Raw genomic sequence first — 18,346 nt, 5'->3', positions numbered from 1 at the left:
AATGTGCAAGGAACAAAGAATCTGACACAAGGTCCCATCAACCGTCAGCTCTTCACGCTGGCAATGCCCATCATGGCCACCTCGTTCATCCAGATGGCCTACAGCCTGACGGACATGGCATGGGTAGGACGGTTGGGCAGCGAGTCTGTGGCAGCAGTAGGCGCGGTAAGCATACTGACGTGGATGTCCGGTTCCATCGCACTGCTGAACAAGGTGGGTGCCGAAGTCAGCGTGGGCCAGTCCATCGGTGCACGCAACGAAGAGGATGCACGCAGTTTTGCTTCGCACAACATTACGATTGCCCTGCTCATCTCCGTCTGCTGGGGAGGCCTGCTCTTCTTTTTTGCCCGCCCCATCCTGAACATCTTCGAGCTGAAACTGCACATCACGGATGCCGCCGTAACTTATCTGCGCATCGTATCGACGGGACTGATAATGAATATCCTCCTCGACCCTCTGTTCATCTTCGGCTTTGGCTGGGGAACAGTAGGGGCCGCACTTGCCACCTGGCTGTCCGAAGCCACGGTCTTCGGCATCTTCCTCTACAAGCTCCGGGGGAAAAGCGCTGTGTTCGGAGGGCTCTCTTTTATCGTTCCGCTGAAAAAGAAATATACCCGACGCATCTTCAAACTCGGCCTGCCCGTAGCTACACTGAACACGCTCTTTGCCTTCGTCAACATGTTCCTCTCGCGCACCGCCTCGGAGCAGGGAGGACACATCGGACTGATGGCATTCACCACCGGAGGACAAATCGAGGCAATTACTTGGAATACTTCGCAGGGGTTCTCTACAGGGCTGAGTACATTTATCGCCCAGAACTATGCAGCGGGACAGAAGTCACGCGTGAAGCAGGCATGGCGCACCACCCTATGGATGACTGGTGTATTCGGCAGCCTCTGCTCGTTGCTGTTCATCTTGTTCGGCAACGAGGTGTTCTCCATCCTCGTGCCTGAGAGCGATGCCTACCGCGTGGGTGGAGACTATCTCCGCATTGACGGCTATTCGCAAATGTTCATGATGATGGAAATCACCATGCAAGGTGTGTTCTACGGGCTGGGACGGACGATACCGCCTGCCATTGTAAGCATCGGATGTAACTATATGCGCATTCCTCTAAAAAAACAACCGCACTGACGAACTTTAGGAAGAGAAATATGGTTATTATATACATAAATTTGCAGTATTAAAGATAAAGTCAACTTTTAAAAGAAAAAGAATTATGAAGAAAATGAAAATTACAGTATTGTTTCTGTGCAGTGCATTACTGCTGGGCAGTTGTGGCACCATGAACAACAAAGCAAAAGGTGGAATAATCGGTGGTGGCTCCGGCGCAGCGGCAGGTGCCATTATCGGCGGACTGATAGGTAAAGGCAAGGGTGCTGCCATTGGCGCGGCAGTAGGCGCGGCAGTAGGTACGGGTGCCGGTGTTGCCATCGGACACAAAATGGACAAAAAGGCTGCCGAAGCTGCCAAGATTGAAGGTGCCCAAGTGGAGCAGGTAACGGATGCCAACGGCTTGCCGGCTGTCAAAGTATCCTTTGCGGCAGGTATTTTGTTCGGCTTCAACTCTGCAGCACTGAGCAACGATGCCAAGGCTTCCCTGCGCGAACTTGCACAAATTCTGAAGGAAGACCCGACAACGGATATTGCCATCATCGGCCATACCGACAAGGTGGGTACTTACGAAGCTAACATGAAGGTTTCCAAGAATCGTGCCTATGCCGTAGAGAACTATTTGCAGGATTGCGGTGTATCTCCAGCCCAATTCAAGAAAGTGGAAGGCGTGGGATACAACGAATACGACGAAAGTCTGTCTGCCGACCAGAACCGACGCGTGGAAGTATACATGTATGCCAGCGAACAGATGATTAAGAATGCGGAAGCAGCTAATTAACGTGCGAATGTGATTAATGTGCCGATTAGCATATTGGCACATTAATCACATTGTCAAAAATACAAAAAACGATAAAAGAGAAAGACTAATTCTGCGATTGATGAAACTGGCACCCAGTTCTGCATCCTTAGTCTCTCTCACTTCAATTTTCAATCAATATGCGTGTCCACCCTCTTCCATCTCCTTCGCATCAATCTTACGATTGTCTATGCTGCGCCATGCGTAGAAGATGTAGGCAAGAACGAAAGGAACAAGGATAGAGACATAAGCCATAACCTTCAGTGTGAACCGGCTCGAGCAACTGTTTGCCAACGTGAGTGAGCTTTGCAGGTCGTGGGTAGAAGGATAATAGGCCGTATTGTTATAGCCTGTCACAAGCAGCAGTGCCAATACCGTAAGCACCGTCCCTGCACCGGCAAACCAGATACCTTTATCGAATGTCGGCTTCCACAGCGTGCGGATGATGCCCCAGAGCACAGCCACCACACCAACAAGAAATACAAGCAGCACTACCGGCATCTGCAGGAAGTTCGTCAGATACTTGTAAGGTTCCATAAACACCTCTCCCGTTTCCGGACGTACAGCATAGCCGTCGGCCACCAGCGTACGGATGACGAAGGCCAGGAAGAATAACAGAAACAATGCTGTATTTCCCCAGAGTGCCCGGCGACAACGTCTCACCAAATCATCCTCATTGATATTATTAATAAAATAGAGCGCTCCCAAGATGCGTGCCAGGAAGAATACAGCCAGCCCCAGCACCACATTCCACGGATTAAGCAACGCATCCAACCCATGCCAGCCGTTAGCCCATTGGCTGATAACCGGCATTGCCGCATCTGCGATATTCCCTTTATTGATATAGAAGTTAGACCCCGTGAAGAACGTGGACACTGCCCCACCCAGCAATACCGGACCTACCACTCCGTTTATCACCAGGAACGTGCGATACGTTGTCTTGCCCAACAGATTTCCCGCTTTCGACTGGAACTCGTAGCTGACAGCCTGCAACACAAAGCTGAACAGAATAATCATCCACAACCAATAGGCCCCTCCGAAACTAGTGCTATAGAACAACGGAAACGAAGCAAAGAACGCACCTCCAAACGTGACAAGCGTTGTAAATGTGAACTCCCACTTCCGTCCCGTAGAATTAATCATCATCTTCTTCTGCTCCTCCGTCTTCCCCAGACAGAACAGAAGCGAATTACCTCCCTGCACAAACAGCAGGAATACCAGCAGTGCTCCCAGCAAGGAGACTACAAACCACCAATAGTGTTGAAGAAATATATAAGCATTCATTGTAAGTTATGAGTTATAAGTTATGAGTTATGTGACGGTGTGTGCGTTTCGGTTTCCGGACCTTTGCGAATGGCCTTCAGCATAATTCCCACCTCGGCAATCAGCATGACAGTGAAAAGCACAAGGAAGATAAAGAACGTGGTCTGCACGGAGCCTACGTCCAGCTTAGAGATAGCCGCACTCGTAGGCAGCATGTCTTGGATGGCCCACGGCTGACGACCGCACTCGGCAACCACCCATCCGGCTTGTCCGGCCAGATAGCCCAACGGAATGGTGAGCATAGCCACCCAATGCATCCACGGCATCTGCGACAAGTCTTTCTTATAGGCCAGGAACAGCACCACGATAAAGAAGAGGATGAAATATCCCCCCAACATCACCATCACACGGAACATGTAGAACGTAAGAGGCACATTGGGCACCAGCTCGTTCGCATCCTTGATATAGCCGTAACCGAAATAGGCTACATTATCTTTCAGCACTTTGGCAGCCACCTCTGCATCCGCATCATTGCCCGCCGCCTTGGCTGCACGATAGGCGGCAAACGCACCGATGGCCGTTTTTCCTTTTTCTATTTTCTCTTCTGCCGAAAGCGCTATGGTACCGTCCCTCAACGGATATCCGCCTTTCAGCAAGTCATTGATGCCGGGAACAAAAGCATCCATCTTCCGTTCGGCAAGCAGCGACAGCATCTTAGGGATTTCCACACGGAAAAGGAAGGGATCTACTCCGTCCTGCGGCGTCTGCTTGGCAGGATTCAGCAGACCGAAGGCTACCAGCCCCGCACCCTGCTCTCCTTCATAATACCCTTCCATGGCGGCAAGCTTCATCGGCTGCTTTTGCGCCACCTGATAGCCCGAGCCATCACCCGTCCAGGCAGAGAGCACAGCGGCACACAGCCCTACCCATGCGGCAATCTTTACACTTGCCAGCGCAAATTCCTTTTCACGCTTCTTCCACAGATACCAGCAGCTTACGCCTACTACAAACACGGCAGCCAGCACCCAGCCGGACAGCACACTGTGGAAGAACTTGTTGACAGCCATCGGCGAAGTTGCCACAGCCCAGAAGTCCACCATCTCGTTGCGTGCCGTATCGGGATTGAACTCCATGCCTACGGGGTTCTGCATCCACGCATTGGCAACCAGAATCCACCAGGCGGAAATCGTGGCGCCCAGCCCCGTGAGCCAGGTAGATGCCAAGTGGAAACGCTTGCTCACCTTATCCCAGCCGAAGAACATGACGGCGATAAACGTTGCTTCCATAAAGAAAGCCAAAATACCCTCGATGGCAAGCGGCGCACCGAAGATGTCGCCCACAAACCAGCTGTAATTACTCCAATTCGTACCGAATTCAAACTCCAGAATGATGCCGGTTGCCACACCAATGGCAAAGTTGATACCGAAAATCTTCATCCAGAATTTGGCGGTACGTTTCCAAAATTCGTCACCCGTACGGTAGTACACCGTCTCCATGATGCCCATAATTACCGCCAGTCCAAGTGTCAGCGGCACAAAAATCCAGTGATAGATGGCTGTCAAGGCAAATTGGGCTCTCGACCAGTCAATCAGAGAAGTGTCAATGTGTTCAAGCATAAGAATCAAGTTATGTGTTATGAGTTATAAATTATTTGCTGAGAGTTATTGGGAAGGTAGAAGGTCACTGCCCAGACTCCGGTGGATAAGCTCATTGCTGACGTAGCCTTCCTTGTCATCGCCCACCACGGGAGTATTCAAGAACCGTGGAAAGAAGAAAAGGCGGAGAATAAAGAACATGATAAATAACTTCACAAGGATGATAAGCCACAAAGTACGCCCTAACGTCATACTTCGGAAACCTTCCAAATAAAAACGCCAAATATTCACCGCAGTCCGTTTCATGTCGATAAAATTATAATGATTACAAATATAAAATACTTTTATATAAAGAACAAATAAAAAAGTAAAAAGTTGAACAGAAAAAAGAGTTCTCCCATTCATCGGTACAAAAAAGATTTTAGACGAGAAAAATTCTCCCAACGTCTATCACTTTTGCAATCCTTTCTCCACTCCGCTACATTTGCCAATGTAAAACCATAGAATAACGAAGATATGACGAATGTAAAAAGATTGACAGTGATAGCGCTATGTATGGCAAGCTGCATGGGATTGGCCGCCCAAAACGCCACTCCCGCGCAGACTATCGGAAATTCCGAACAGCCTGCCGACAGCCTGGCCGCCCTATGGGACTTGCAGTCGTGCATCGACTATGCCTTACGGCAAAACATCACCATCCGTAAGAACCGCCTCAGTGCGGAAAGTGCCCGGGTAGACGTAAAGGCCGCCCAAGCCGCCCTCTTCCCCAACCTTTCGGCCAGTGTGAACCAGCGTATCGTGAATCGCCCGAAGAGCGAAACAAACACCATCATCGACGGTGACAATATCACCAGCAGCCAGAGCAAGACTTCCTACAACGGTAGCTACGGCATTGATGCCAACTGGACTCTCTACAATGGCGGGAAGCGCCTCAACACCATCAAACAGCAGCAACTGAACCGCCGCATTGCCGAGCTCAGCGTGGCCCAAAGCGAAAACAGCATCGAGGAAAGCATCGCACAGAACTACGTACAGATACTCTACGCCACCGAAGCCGTGAAAGTGAACGAATCTACCCTGAAAGTGAGCCAGGCCGAATGCGAACGCGCCCGCCAGCTTCTTGAAGCAGGAAGCATAGCCAAGAGCGACCTGGCACAACTGGAAGCGCAGGTAAGCACCGACAAGTACCAGTTGGTGACAGCGCAAGCCACCCTGCAAGACTACAAACTACAGCTGAAACAGCTTCTGGAACTGGATGGCGAAGCCGAAATGAACCTCTACATCCCTGCCCTGGGCACAGAAAACGTACTGGCACCCCTGCCCGCCAAGACGGATGTCTATCGCTCTGCCCTCGTGCTTCGTCCGGAGATAGAAGCAGGCAAACTGAACATACAGACATCCGACCTCGACATCAAGATTGCCCGCGCAGGCTATCTGCCTACACTGAGCCTCAGCGCCGGTATCGGAACCAGCCATGCCAATGGCAACGACTTCACCTTCAGCGAGCAGGTAAAGCAGAACTGGAACAACTCGCTGGGCTTCACCGTAAGCGTGCCTATCTTCAGCAACCGGCAGACCAAAAGTGCCATAGAGAAGGCCAAAATTCAGAAGCAAACCAGTGAGCTGGACTTGCTGGATGACCAGAAGGCACTATACAAAACCGTCGAAACCCTCTGGCTCGATGCCAACAGCGCACAGCAACGCTACGTCGCTGCTACGGAGAAACTGAAAAGTACGCAGATCAGCTATGAGCTAATCCGGGAACAGTTCAACCTGGGCATGAAGAATACCGTAGAACTGCTGACGGAAAAGAGTAATCTGCTCAACGCACAGCAGGAAACGCTGCAGGCCAAGTACATGGCAATACTGAACATGCAGCTACTGAAGTTTTACCAAGGAGAAAAAATCGAATTATAATACCTTATATATATATGAACAAAAAAAGAACCATCCTCATTGCCGTAGCTGCCGTAGTCATAGTGGGCGGCGGCGTATGCCTCTTTGGTGGCGCAAAGGCCAAGCACGGGGTGACCTACGCCACAGCCACCGTCAGTAAAGGCGAGATTGCCGAATCCGTAACCGCCACGGGAACCATCGAACCGGTGACGGAAGTAGAAGTGGGTACCCAGGTGAGCGGTATCATCGACAAGATTTATGTAGACTACAATTCCGTAGTAACCAAAGGCCAGCTCATTGCCGAGATGGACCGCGTGACACTGCAAAGCGAACTCGCTTCGCAACGCGCCGCCTATAACGGTGCAAAGGCCGAGTACGACTACCAGAAGAAACTCTACGAACGCAACAAGACCTTGAACGAAAAGCAGCTCATCGCCACAACGGACTATGAGCAGTCCGTCTATAACTACGAGAAAGCCAAGAGCAACTACGAAAGCAGCCAGGCATCACTGGCAAAGGCCGAACGCAACCTTTCCTATGCCACCATCACCTCTCCCATTGACGGCGTGGTCATCAGCCGCGACGTGGAAGCCGGACAGACCGTAGCTTCCGGATTTGAGACGCCGACACTGTTCACCATCGCTGCCGACCTGACGCAGATGCAAGTTGTGGCCGATGTGGATGAAGCCGACATAGGCGGTGTGGAAGAAGGACAGCGCGCCACATTTACCGTAGACGCCTATCCGAATGACGTGTTTGAAGGAGTAGTCACGCAAATCCGCCTGGGAGATGCCAGCTCAAGCAGCACGTCGAGCACCGGCACCAGCACGGTTGTGACCTACGAAGTAGTCATCTCCGCCCACAACCCGGACCTGAAACTGAAGCCACGTCTGACAGCCAACGTCACCATCTTCACCCTCGACCGCAAAAACGTGCTGTGCGCTCCCGCCCGTGCCCTGCGTTTCAACCCCGAAAAACCGCTTATCGGCGACAATGATATCGTGAAAGACTGCGAAGGGGAACATAAACTCTGGACACGCGAAGGCAACACCTTTACCGCCCATCCAGTGAAAATCGGTATCTCCAACGGAGTCAACACGGAAATCATCAGCGGCATTAACGAAGGTACCGTAGTGGTGACCGAAGCCACCATCGGCAGCCTGCCCGGCAGCGGTGCTCCGGACATGAACAGGGAAGTTCCCGGCGGTGAAAAAAGTCCGTTCATGCCCGGCCCTCCGGGAAGCAAGAAGAAGAACGGAAAATAATATAAAAAAAGAATTATGAACAAAGCAGTCATTGAACTTCAAAATATCAAACGGAACTTCCAGGTGGGAGACGAAACCGTGCATGCCCTGCGCGGCGTCTCGTTCACCATCCACGAAGGCGAGTTTGTCACCATCATGGGCACATCGGGCTCCGGAAAGTCTACTTTGCTGAATACCCTCGGCTGCCTGGACACGCCCACCAGCGGCGAATACCTGCTGGACGGCATCTCCGTACGCACCATGAGCAAGCCTCAACGTGCCGTACTGCGCAACCGTAAAATCGGATTCGTATTCCAAAACTATAACCTGCTGCCCAAAACCACTGCCGTGGAGAATGTGGAGCTACCGCTGATGTACAACTCCTCCGTCTCGGCTTCCGAAAGGCGGAGGCGCGCCATCGAAGCCCTGCAAGCCGTAGGACTGGGCGACCGACTGGAGCATAAGTCCAATCAGATGTCCGGCGGACAGATGCAACGCGTAGCCATCGCCCGCGCCCTGGTGAACAATCCCGCGGTTATCCTGGCAGACGAAGCCACGGGTAATCTGGACACCCGTACCTCTTTCGAGATTCTGGTACTGTTCCAAAAGCTGCATGCCGAAGGACGTACTATCATCTTCGTGACACACAATCCCGAAATAGCCCAGTACAGCAGCCGCAACATCGTGCTGCGCGACGGGCAAATCAAGGACGATACAATCAACACCCATATTCAGAATGCAGCCGAAGCCCTGGCCGCATTACCTAAACAGGAGGAAGACTAATGAACGGAACAAACCTTTTCAAAATAGCCCTGCGAGCCTTGAACAACAACAAGCTGCGCGCATTCCTCACCATGCTGGGCATCATTATCGGCGTGGCGTCCGTCATCACGATGCTTGCCATCGGACAAGGTTCGAAGAAAAGCATCCAAGCGCAAATCTCCGAGATGGGCTCCAACATGATTATGATTCATCCCGGTGCCGACATGCGTGGCGGTGTCCGCCAAGACCCCAGCGCCATGCAGACACTGAAGCTGACCGACTACGAAGCCCTGCGCAACGAAACCAACTTCCTGGCTGCCGTCAGTCCCAATGTCTCCTCCAGCGGACAACTCATCGCCGGCAACAACAACTACCCCTCCTCTGTGAGCGGCGTCGGTACGGATTATCTCGAAATCCGGCAGCTCAGCGTAGAGAACGGCGAAATGTTTACCGAAGCCGACATACAGACCTCCGCCAAGGTGTGCGTCATCGGAAAGACCATCCGGGACAATCTCTTCCCCGGTGGAGAAGACCCCGTAGGACGTATCATACGCTTCAACCAAATTCCCTTCCGCGTGGTGGGCGTGCTGAAGTCCAAAGGCTACAACTCCATGGGCATGGACCAGGACGATGTCGTGCTTGCCCCTTACAGCACCGTGATGAAACGCCTGCTGGCACAGACCTATCTCAGCGGTATCTTCGCCTCTGCCCTTACCGAGGAGATGACAGACAATGCCACCGGCGAAATTACCGGGATACTACGCCGCAACCACAAGCTGAAGGAGAGTGACGATGACGACTTCACCATCCGCAGCCAGCAGGAACTCAGCACCATGCTGAACTCCACCACCGACCTGATGACCACGTTGCTTGCCTGCATCGCCGGCATCTCGCTCGTTGTGGGCGGCATCGGCATCATGAACATCATGTATGTATCGGTGACGGAACGCACGCGCGAAATCGGTCTACGCATGAGTGTAGGCGCACGCGGTGTCGACATCTTGAGCCAGTTCCTCATCGAAGCCATTCTTATCAGCATCACTGGAGGCATTATCGGCGTCATCATAGGCTGCGGCGCCAGTTGGATAGTGAGAAGCGTTGCCCACTGGCCCATCTTCATACAGCCATGGAGCGTATTCCTCTCCTTCGCCGTATGTACCGTTACCGGTGTGTTCTTCGGTTGGTATCCCGCCAAGAAGGCTGCGGACCTCGACCCGATAGAAGCCATACGCTACGAATAACCAGTCTTCCTCTTGTCGGACATTAGGAAAGAACTTTCTATGTATTAGGAAAAAACTTTCTGCCAACAAGAAGAAAAGTTATGCGGAACTAAAGATAATCTCTATCCCAAGCCTTGGGATAGACATCCGCAAGCTGGGGACACATATCCGCAACCTTGGAATACATATCCGCACCCTGCGAACAAGGAAAAGCTCTACAGGTGTTGCGGATGTTTTCAATATCCATATAAAAATATTATCTTTGTGTCATGATGAAACTGCAACTTCCCAACCCACGCCGCTGTGGCATCGAAATCCTGATACACATCATAGGCTGGGGAATCATATTCGGTTTCCCCTTTCTGATGATGACGCGAAGCGGATTCAACATCACCTGGATGGACTATCTGCGCCACGGCAGTGTCATCCCCCTCTCCTTTCTCATCGTGTTCTACGTAAACTATTGTTTCCTGATTCCACGATACTTGTTCGAAGGACGCATCAAGCAGTATCTGCTGCTCAACGCACTGCTGATTATCTGTATCACCGCCGGTGCCCACCTATGGCAAGAATACATGTTTCAGGCACACGCCCACGATGATAAAGGCAGCAAACGCATAGGACCTCCCAAATGGATATTCATCCTGCGCGATGCCTTCTCCATGATACTGACCATAGGGCTAAGTGCCGCCATCAAGATGAGCGGACGCTGGGTACAAATGGACGCCGCCCGCCGGGAAGCCGAGAAAAGCCGCACGGAAGCCGAGTTGAAAAACCTGCGCAACCAACTCAACCCGCATTTCCTGCTCAACACGCTGAACAACATCTACGCCCTCATCGCCTTCGATGCCGACAAGGCACAAACCGCTGTCCAGGAACTGAGCCGGTTGCTGCGCCATGTGCTGTACGACAACCAGCAGAGCTTCGTCACCCTGAACAAGGAGATGGACTTTATCCGCAACTACATCGAACTGATGCGCATCCGTCTCTCCTCCAACGTCACTGTGGAAACAAAGATAGACATCCGGCCGGACAGTCGTACGGAAATAGCTCCGCTCATCTTCATCTCTCTAATAGAGAATGCCTTCAAGCATGGCATCTCCCCTACCGAGCCCAGCTATATCCGCATCCACTTCAGTGAAAGTCCCGGAGAGATATGCTGCGAAATAACCAACAGCTACCATCCCAAAAGCATGGCAGACAAAAGCGGAAGCGGCATCGGTCTGGAACAGGTACGCAAGCGTCTGGAACTGACCTATCCCGGTCATTACGGCTGGCAGCAGGAAGTGAGCGAAGACATGAAAGAGTATAAATCGATTTTAATTATAAAAATATGAATCTGAAGTGTGCCATTGTAGACGACGAACCTCTTGCTTTGGGGCTTCTGGAAAGCTACGTCAACAAGACCCCGTTTCTGGAGTTGGCCGGTAAATATTCCAGTGCCGTGCAAGCCATCAAGGAATTGCCCGAAAAGCACGTCGACCTGCTTTTCCTCGACATCCAGATGCCCGAACTGAACGGACTCGAATTTTCAAAGATGGTCGATTTCAATACCCGCATTGTTTTCACCACCGCCTTCGACCAATATGCCATAGACGGCTACAAGGTCAATGCGCTGGACTACTTGCTGAAACCCATCTCCTACGTTGACTTTCTGCAAGCTGCCCACAAGGCTGTGCAATGGTTCGAATTGCTGCAACAGCCGAAGGAAGAGATTCGGAGCATCTTCGTAAAGAGCGAGTATAAGCTGGTGCAAATCGAACTGAGTAGAATTCTGTACATAGAGGGGTTGAAAGACTATCTTAAAATCTACGAGGAGGACTCTCCCAAGCCTATCTTGTCTTTAATGAGCATGAAGGCAATGGAGGAACTCCTGCCTGCCTCGCGTTTCATGCGCGTCCACCGTTCCTACATTGTCCAAAAGGAAAAAATACGCATCATAGACCGTGGTCGCATCGTATTCGGGAAGAATTATATCCCGGTAAGTGACAGCTACAAACAAGCTTTTCAGGATTTTTTAGACCGAAGAAGCTAGAAAAATCGACCAATCTATCGATAAAATCAGGAAAAACGTCGATTTATCATAGAATCCTTTTGCATATTAAAATATGTTTTTTTATCTTTGCACCGAACAGATAGGAGTTGTGAAACTCCCCCAATAGAATAGTTTAGTTAAGTCTAGTTTAGTTTTTGTGTGAAGCACTTCCTCCGTAAGCGAACGTTGGAAGTGCTTTTATTTTAGGTGTATCAAGCACTTACGAAAAAAGCAGATTTCCATCATTTCGCAGCAGGTTGCAAAATTTGATTGTCGGACAATCTCCCCCCATTGGCCCAGACATCGAGAAACAATTCCACACGCTCGGCATGATGGGCCACATAAGCTGCCGGACCGGTGGCATCCCCGGAATCAAGAATATTGCGGACTACATCCGCCTTATTCTTACCGGTAATAAAGAAAATAAGATGCTTCGCAGCAAACAAAAGGCAGCCGGTCATGGCTATGCGTTTCTGCCCATTATAAGGATTGACACTCACCTCATAAGGATGAAAGGAAGAAAGCAGATATTCCTGGCCCGGAAAGATAGAGGAAGTATGCCCGTCATCTCCTGCACCGAGCAAAACGACATCGAAGGCAGGGAATCCGCCCAAAAGCGGAACCGTACGGCAAACCAGTGTCGAATAGTTCTTTGCCTCAATCTCCGGGCAGTTCACTCCATAAATAGGGTGAACGTATTCATCGGGCATGCCCACTTCCTCCAACAGCAAACGGCGCATGGTACCATAATTGCTCTCATAATCCTCTGCCTGTACACACCGTTCATCCACCCAGTAAATCCGCATCCGCATCCAAGGAGTCGCCTCCTTGTACTCGTTAGCCCAAATGCTGAACATCAGCGAAGGAGTAGTTCCCCCGCTGAATGCAAAATAAAAGGTCTTTTCCGGCTCACGCTCCATCATCGCAATCAAATGTTCAATCAACGCATGTGCCGTAGCTGTAGCCGAATGGTAAACATAACTTTTCATAACTCGCAATACTCATCAGTATTAGTCAAATTCTTACACGGATTAGTCCACTCAGCACCATGTTCGCGCATCATCTCTTCACTCTCCAAAGGTCCCCAAGTACCTGCGGGATACCCATATAAAGGAGCATCCGTATGCTCTTTCCAATAACGCAACACGGAATCGAAAAAGCGCCATGAAGCCTCTACCGCGTCGCTGCGGGTAAAGAGTGTAGGGTCACCTTGTATGCAGTCCTCTATCAGACGGGCATAGGCATCACCAGTAGGCAGCCCGCCCAACTGGTCATAACTGAAGTCCATCATCACCTGCTTCACGTCAAATCCGGGTCCGGGAGTCTTCATGCCGAATTTCAATACAATGCCTTCATTGGGTTGCAGGCGCAGAATCAGCTTATTCGCACGAGGACAGTGTCCACCCTCGCAATGGAACATCTGATGAGGCGTTTCACGAAAATGTACAACAATTTCAGTCACCTTTGTCGGCATCTGTTTGCCGGTACGGATATAGAAAGGAACCCCCTTCCACCGCCAATTGTCGATACCGATTTTCATGGCAATATACGTTTCGGTACGCGAATCGGGTGTCACGTTCTTCTCTTCTCTATACCCGGCTTTCGAGCCCGAAGCCGTATATTGTCCACGGACAATGTGTTCCTCCAAATCCTCCTCTGTCAAGGGAGCCAATGACTCATAGACCTTCACCACCTCGTTGCGGAAATTATCTGCATTGAAAATGGCAGGCGGCTCCAATGCAGTAAGTGCCACAAGCTGTATGAGATGGTTTTGCACCATATCACGCAAGGCTCCGGCACCTTCATAAAATCCGCCCCGTCCTTCGATACCCAGATTCTCTACGGCTGTAATCTCCACATAGTCTATATAATTACGGTTCCATAACGGTTCGAAGATTCCGTTGGCAAAACGGAAGGCGAGAATGTTCTGCGCCGTTTCCTTACCCAGAAAATGGTCGATACGATAAATCTGATGTTCCTTGAAAACCGAAGCATAAATACGATTCAGCTTTCCGGCCGACTCCAAATCGTAACCGAACGGCTTTTCAACAATGATACGTGTATCAGGACGGTTTAGACCGGCAGCCTTCAAATGCAAGGGAATGACACCGTACAAGGAAGGTGGAGTAGCCAGATAAAACAGCAGGTTATCCGGCTTCTTCTCACCGGTAAACTCCTGTAAGCGTCCATCCAGCAGATGATAGCCTTCGACCTGGGCAGGATCTAATGCCAAGTAATGCAGATGACTGCAAAAATCCTTCATTCTATCTTCCACCTGCTCTTTGGAAGCTACGAACTTACCCAATTCACTCATTATATATTCTTGGTAGCGGGCATCCGTATACTCGGTACGCCCTATCCCCAAAATGGTGAATCCTTCCGGCAACCGCCCGCCATTATATAAAGTATAGAGTGCCGGCATCAGTTTGCGCTTCGTCAAGTCGCCCGAAGCGCCGAATATAACAATCACTAGTTTCTTCATCATCCGCTTCCCTTTCTCACACATTGTACGTACCCGATTTCGTGTCTCCTCCGTGTCCCGTCCAATTTTCATGGAAAAACTGTCCACGCAACTCGTCTGTCCTTTCAAAGGCATGTGCACCAAAATAGTCACGTTGCGCCTGAATCATATTGGCAGGCAACTTGACAGACACCAGGGAATAGAAATAATTCAAGGCAGACGAAAATGCAGGCACCGGAAGTTCCTCTTTCATGGATTGTGCCACCAGATGTTTCCAGCCGGAAAGCAACAGCTGCATTTCATTTTTGAAATAAGGAGCCAACAGCAGATGTTTGGGCTTGTCTTTTGCCTCGAAAGCCGTGGCTATGTCGTTCAGGAAAATACTACGGATGATGCAGCCGCCCCGCCACATGCGTGCGATGGATGCCAAATCGAGGTTCCAGGCAAAAGCGTCGGATGCACGCTGCAACACGGCGAATCCTTGGGCGTATGACACTAATTTGGAAGCATAGAGTGCGGAATAGATATCCTTCACCATCTCCGACTTGTTGTACACCGCCTGCGAGCGTCGGCATACAAATTGCTTGGAAGCCGTTTCGCGCAGACCTTTCTGTACCGATAAACTACGTTCGAACACAGCCGTAGCAATCAGCCCCAACGGCATGCCCAGCTCCATTGCATTAATGACAGACCACTTACCCGTACCTTTCTGTCCGGCGGTATCCAATATCTTGTCTATCAAGTAACCTCCCGATCTGTCCTTATGACGCAGTATATTGGCAGTAATTTCAATGAGATAGCTACGCAACTTACCCTCATTCCAATCAGCAAAGATTTCCGCCATCTGTCCATTGTCCAACCCCAGCAGATTCTTCATCACCCAATAAGCTTCGGCAATGAGCTGCATATCTCCATATTCGATACCGTTATGTATCATCTTGACAAAATGACCCGAACCGGCAGGACCAATCCACTGGCAACACGGAGTACCGTCAGATGCTTTTGCCGCAATACTCTGCAGGATAGGTTTCACCTCAGGCCAGGCACTTTCAGAGCCTCCAGGCATGATAGAAGCACCGTTCAGCGCTCCTTCCTCTCCACCGGAAACTCCGGTTCCCACAAAACGGAAGCCTTTCTTTTCGGCCAATGCCACACGCCGATTAGTGTCCTCATAATTGGAATTACCACCGTCAATCAGGATATCCCCTTCGGACAAATGGGGAAACAGCTGTTCCATCAGCTCATCCACTGCACTGCCGGCACGAACCATCATCATTATTTTGCGAGGTGTGGCAATGGAAGTTACGAATTCGGCTATGTCTGTATAGCCTTCAATGCTTTTCCCTTTGGCGCGGCCGTTCACAAAGCGTACCACTACTCCTTCTTCCACTCCCGGAACCGTACGATTATATACCGAAACATTCCATCCCCTATCTGCCATATTGAGAGCCAAATTCTCTCCCATCACGGCTAGACCGACAAGTCCAATGTCTGTTTTATTTAGATTTTCCATATTGATGCAAATTCTATTTTTCCATGGAAACAAAATGCTAATAGCATTTGTTCGTATGAATTACGAAAATAAAATAGTACTTTTGCCAGCGAAAGCCTATTTTTCAACCAGACAGAAAACCAATGCCTATGAAGAACTTCCACATCGGACTATTGCCACGCATCATCATTGCCATTATTTCAGGTATACTTTTTGGAAATTTCCTACCCGCTTCGCTGGTGCGGTTGTTCGTAACATTCAATGCTATTTTCAGTGAATTCCTGAACTTCTGCATTCCCCTCATCATTGTGGGACTGGTCACGATTGCCATTGCCGACATCGGCAAAGGGGCCGGGCGGATGCTGGTGATTACGGCGCTCATCGCTTACGGAGCCACCTTGTTCTCCGGTTTTCTCTCCTACTTCACCGGCATGACAGTATTCCCTTCCCTGATAGCCCCCGGAGTGCCGTTGGAAAAAATCAGCGAGTCGCAAGGTATCCTTCCCTATTTTTCAGTGGGCATCCCACCGTTGATGAATGTAATGACCGCACTCGTACTTGCCTTCACGCTGGGACTGGGCTTGGCACAACTGAAAAGTGAGGTGCTGAAAAATGCGGCGCGCGATTTTCGAGAAATTATCATCCGCACAATCAGTGCAGTGATATTACCACTGCTTCCCATCTATATTTTCGGTATTTTCCTCAACATGACACACAACGGGCAAGTATTCGGTATCCTGATGGTATTTATTAAGATAATCGGTGTAATCTTCCTGCTTCACATCTTCCTCCTGATATTCCAATATAGCATTGCGGCACTGTTTGTCCACAAAAACCCTCTCAAGCTATTGGGACGGATGATGCCTGCCTACTTCATGGCGCTGGGCACTCAATCCAGTGCCGCCACTATCCCCGTAACGCTGGAGCAGACCCGGAAAAACGGTGCCTCTGCCGACATCGCCGGATTCGTCATCCCACTTTGCGCCACAATCCATTTGTCGGGTAGTACATTGAAGATTGTGGCATGTGCCCTGGCACTGATGATAATGCAAGGCATGCCCCATGATTTCTCTCTATTTGCAGGCTTCATCTTCATGCTGGGCATCACTATGGTGGCCGCTCCGGGAGTACCGGGAGGTGCCATCATGGCATCACTGGGCATTCTGCAATCCATGCTGGGCTTTGACGAGTCGGCACAAGCACTGATGATTGCGCTATACATAGCGATGGACAGCTTCGGCACAGCCTGCAATGTTACAGGCGACGGAGCAATTGCATTGATTATCGACAAAGTGATGGGAAAGAAATAGTTTATATTTTGCCATCTCGTGAAAAATAGCGAATATTGCAGTCTGAAAAAGACATAATAACAAAAAGCATACATTATGAAGAAAGCTCTTATCTCCGGCATTACCGGGCAAGACGGTTCGTTCCTTGCCGAATTCCTCCTACAGAAAGGATATGAAGTGCACGGTATCCTGCGTCGCTCTTCCTCCTTCAACACCGGCCGCATTGAGCACCTCTACTTCGATGAATGGGTACGCGACATGAAACAGAAACGTACCATCAATCTGCACTATGGAGACATGACGGACTCCAGTTCTCTGATTCGCATCATCCAGAGTGTGCAACCGGACGAAATATATAATCTTGCCGCCCAAAGCCATGTCAAAGTATCCTTCGACGTGCCCGAATATACCGCCGAAACCGATGCTGTAGGTACCTTGCGCATGCTCGAAGCCGTACGCATCCTCGGTATGGAGAAGAAGACACGCATCTACCAGGCCTCCACTTCCGAGCTCTTTGGGAAAGTGCAGGAAGTGCCGCAAAGCGAAACGACCCCGTTCTATCCCCGCAGCCCCTATGGCGTAGCCAAACAGTATGGCTTTTGGATTACAAAAAACTATCGCGAAAGCTATGGCATGTTTGCCGTAAACGGCATACTCTTCAACCACGAGAGCGAACGTCGCGGTGAAACCTTTGTGACAAGAAAAATCACACTGGCGGCCGCCCGCATCGCTCAAGGTCTTCAAGACAAGCTGTATTTAGGCAATCTGGATGCCCGGCGCGACTGGGGGTATGCCAAAGACTACATAGAGTGCATGTGGCTCATCCTACAGCACGACACTCCCGAAGACTTCGTCATTGCCACCGGAGAGATGCACACCGTACGCGAATTTGCGACGCTTGCATTCCGGGAGGCAGGCATCACTCTACGCTGGGAAGAGCAGGGAGTGAACGAGAAAGGTATCGACACACAGACCGGCAAAGTCCTCGTGGAAGTCGACCCAAAATATTTCCGGCCTGCCGAAGTGGAACAGTTACTGGGAGACCCCACCAAAGCAAGAACATTGCTAGGATGGAACCCGAAGCGGACCAGTTTTGAAGAGTTGGTACGCATCATGGTAGAGCACGACATGAAATTCGTGAAAAAGTTGTATTTAAGAAGCAAAGAGCTTTGAATGG

The 18,346-nt window shown here is 50.4% G+C and carries 16 protein-coding genes and 1 pseudogene; 10 read left to right on the top strand and 7 right to left on the bottom strand.

Annotated elements, in window-relative coordinates:
- Positions 1-3 precede the first annotated feature (3 nt).
- Both E5355_RS04585 and E5355_RS04580 read left to right on the top strand, forming a co-directional pair.
- Positions 4-1,116 (top strand): annotated as a pseudogene (locus tag E5355_RS04585) (MATE family efflux transporter); the annotation flags it as partial.
- Positions 1,117-1,219: 103 nt separating this feature from the next.
- Positions 1,220-1,894, top strand: a complete 675-nt coding sequence (locus E5355_RS04580) for an OmpA family protein (RefSeq protein WP_136009366.1) — start codon at positions 1,220-1,222, stop codon at positions 1,892-1,894.
- 153 nt (positions 1,895-2,047) lie between these two features.
- On the opposite strand, the gene E5355_RS04575 is transcribed toward E5355_RS04580, so the two are convergent.
- From E5355_RS04575 to E5355_RS04565, 3 genes are read right to left on the bottom strand one after another with little or no spacing between them, the layout of a single operon-like run.
- On the bottom strand, positions 2,048-3,196 hold the full coding sequence (locus E5355_RS04575; RefSeq protein WP_136009365.1) for a cytochrome d ubiquinol oxidase subunit II: 1,149 nt from the start codon (positions 3,194-3,196) through the stop codon (positions 2,048-2,050).
- Between the two features lie 20 nt (positions 3,197-3,216).
- A complete protein-coding gene (locus E5355_RS04570) occupies positions 3,217-4,791 on the bottom strand; it encodes a cytochrome ubiquinol oxidase subunit I (protein ID WP_136009364.1) in 1,575 nt (524 codons plus the stop codon).
- A 45-nt stretch (positions 4,792-4,836) separates the two neighbouring features.
- Positions 4,837-5,076 (bottom strand): DUF4492 domain-containing protein, encoded by a 240-nt coding sequence (locus E5355_RS04565; RefSeq protein ID WP_136009363.1) that lies wholly within the window; start codon positions 5,074-5,076, stop codon positions 4,837-4,839.
- A 210-nt stretch (positions 5,077-5,286) separates the two neighbouring features.
- Here E5355_RS04565 and E5355_RS04560 point away from each other — a divergent pair, with 210 nt between their 5' ends.
- From E5355_RS04560 to E5355_RS04545, 4 genes are read left to right on the top strand one after another with little or no spacing between them, the layout of a single operon-like run.
- Positions 5,287-6,687: a TolC family protein gene (locus E5355_RS04560; protein WP_136009362.1), complete on the top strand. Its 1,401-nt coding sequence runs from the start codon at positions 5,287-5,289 to the stop codon at positions 6,685-6,687.
- Positions 6,688-6,701: 14 nt separating this feature from the next.
- Positions 6,702-7,931, top strand: coding sequence for an efflux RND transporter periplasmic adaptor subunit (locus E5355_RS04555; RefSeq protein ID WP_136009361.1), 1,230 nt, complete (start codon positions 6,702-6,704; stop codon positions 7,929-7,931).
- A 15-nt stretch (positions 7,932-7,946) separates the two neighbouring features.
- Positions 7,947-8,693 carry an ABC transporter ATP-binding protein gene (locus tag E5355_RS04550; RefSeq protein WP_136009360.1) on the top strand — a complete coding sequence of 249 codons (747 nt, stop codon included), beginning with the start codon at positions 7,947-7,949 and terminating at the stop codon, positions 8,691-8,693.
- Complete coding sequence (locus E5355_RS04545; RefSeq protein ID WP_136009359.1) at positions 8,693-9,913, top strand: ABC transporter permease; 1,221 nt, start codon at positions 8,693-8,695, stop codon at positions 9,911-9,913. Before E5355_RS04550 ends, E5355_RS04545 begins: the two co-directional genes overlap by 1 nt.
- An 88-nt stretch (positions 9,914-10,001) precedes the next feature.
- Here the strand turns inward: E5355_RS04545 and E5355_RS19340 are convergent, their stop codons facing one another.
- On the bottom strand, positions 10,002-10,139 hold the full coding sequence (locus E5355_RS19340) for a hypothetical protein (protein WP_168354274.1): 138 nt from the start codon (positions 10,137-10,139) through the stop codon (positions 10,002-10,004).
- A 22-nt stretch (positions 10,140-10,161) separates the two neighbouring features.
- On the opposite strand from E5355_RS19340, the gene E5355_RS04540 reads away from it, so the two are divergent.
- Positions 10,162-11,229, top strand: a complete 1,068-nt coding sequence (locus E5355_RS04540; RefSeq protein WP_136009358.1) for a sensor histidine kinase — start codon at positions 10,162-10,164, stop codon at positions 11,227-11,229.
- Positions 11,226-11,927 (top strand): LytR/AlgR family response regulator transcription factor, encoded by a 702-nt coding sequence (locus E5355_RS04535; RefSeq protein WP_136009357.1) that lies wholly within the window; start codon positions 11,226-11,228, stop codon positions 11,925-11,927. The genes E5355_RS04540 and E5355_RS04535 overlap by 4 nt, the downstream gene beginning before the upstream one ends.
- 242 nt (positions 11,928-12,169) lie before the next feature.
- Here E5355_RS04535 and pgl read toward each other — a convergent pair whose 3' ends face one another.
- The 3 genes from pgl to gnd are packed head-to-tail and all read right to left on the bottom strand — an operon-like array spanning position 12,170 to position 15,901.
- Positions 12,170-12,916 carry a 6-phosphogluconolactonase gene (gene pgl / locus E5355_RS04530; protein ID WP_136009356.1) on the bottom strand — a complete coding sequence of 249 codons (747 nt, stop codon included), beginning with the start codon at positions 12,914-12,916 and terminating at the stop codon, positions 12,170-12,172.
- Positions 12,913-14,409 (bottom strand): glucose-6-phosphate dehydrogenase, encoded by a 1,497-nt coding sequence (gene zwf, locus E5355_RS04525; protein ID WP_136009409.1) that lies wholly within the window; start codon positions 14,407-14,409, stop codon positions 12,913-12,915. Before zwf ends, pgl begins: the two co-directional genes overlap by 4 nt.
- Positions 14,410-14,425: 16 nt before the next feature.
- Positions 14,426-15,901 (bottom strand): decarboxylating NADP(+)-dependent phosphogluconate dehydrogenase, encoded by a 1,476-nt coding sequence (gene gnd, locus E5355_RS04520; RefSeq protein ID WP_136009355.1) that lies wholly within the window; start codon positions 15,899-15,901, stop codon positions 14,426-14,428.
- Between the two features lie 128 nt (positions 15,902-16,029).
- Between gnd and E5355_RS04515 the strand changes: the two genes are divergently transcribed.
- Both E5355_RS04515 and gmd read left to right on the top strand, forming a co-directional pair.
- Complete coding sequence (locus E5355_RS04515) at positions 16,030-17,190, top strand: dicarboxylate/amino acid:cation symporter (RefSeq protein WP_136009354.1); 1,161 nt, start codon at positions 16,030-16,032, stop codon at positions 17,188-17,190.
- A gap of 75 nt (positions 17,191-17,265) precedes the next feature.
- Positions 17,266-18,342, top strand: coding sequence for a GDP-mannose 4,6-dehydratase (gmd, locus tag E5355_RS04510; protein WP_136009353.1), 1,077 nt, complete (start codon positions 17,266-17,268; stop codon positions 18,340-18,342).
- Positions 18,343-18,346: the final 4 nt, after the last annotated feature.

Origin of the sequence: Bacteroides muris (ex Afrizal et al. 2022) (assembly GCF_004793475.1) — a bacterium.
In the GTDB taxonomy this organism is placed as follows: domain Bacteria; phylum Bacteroidota; class Bacteroidia; order Bacteroidales; family Bacteroidaceae; genus Bacteroides; species Bacteroides muris.
This window is presented reverse-complemented; position numbering and strand designations above follow the sequence as displayed.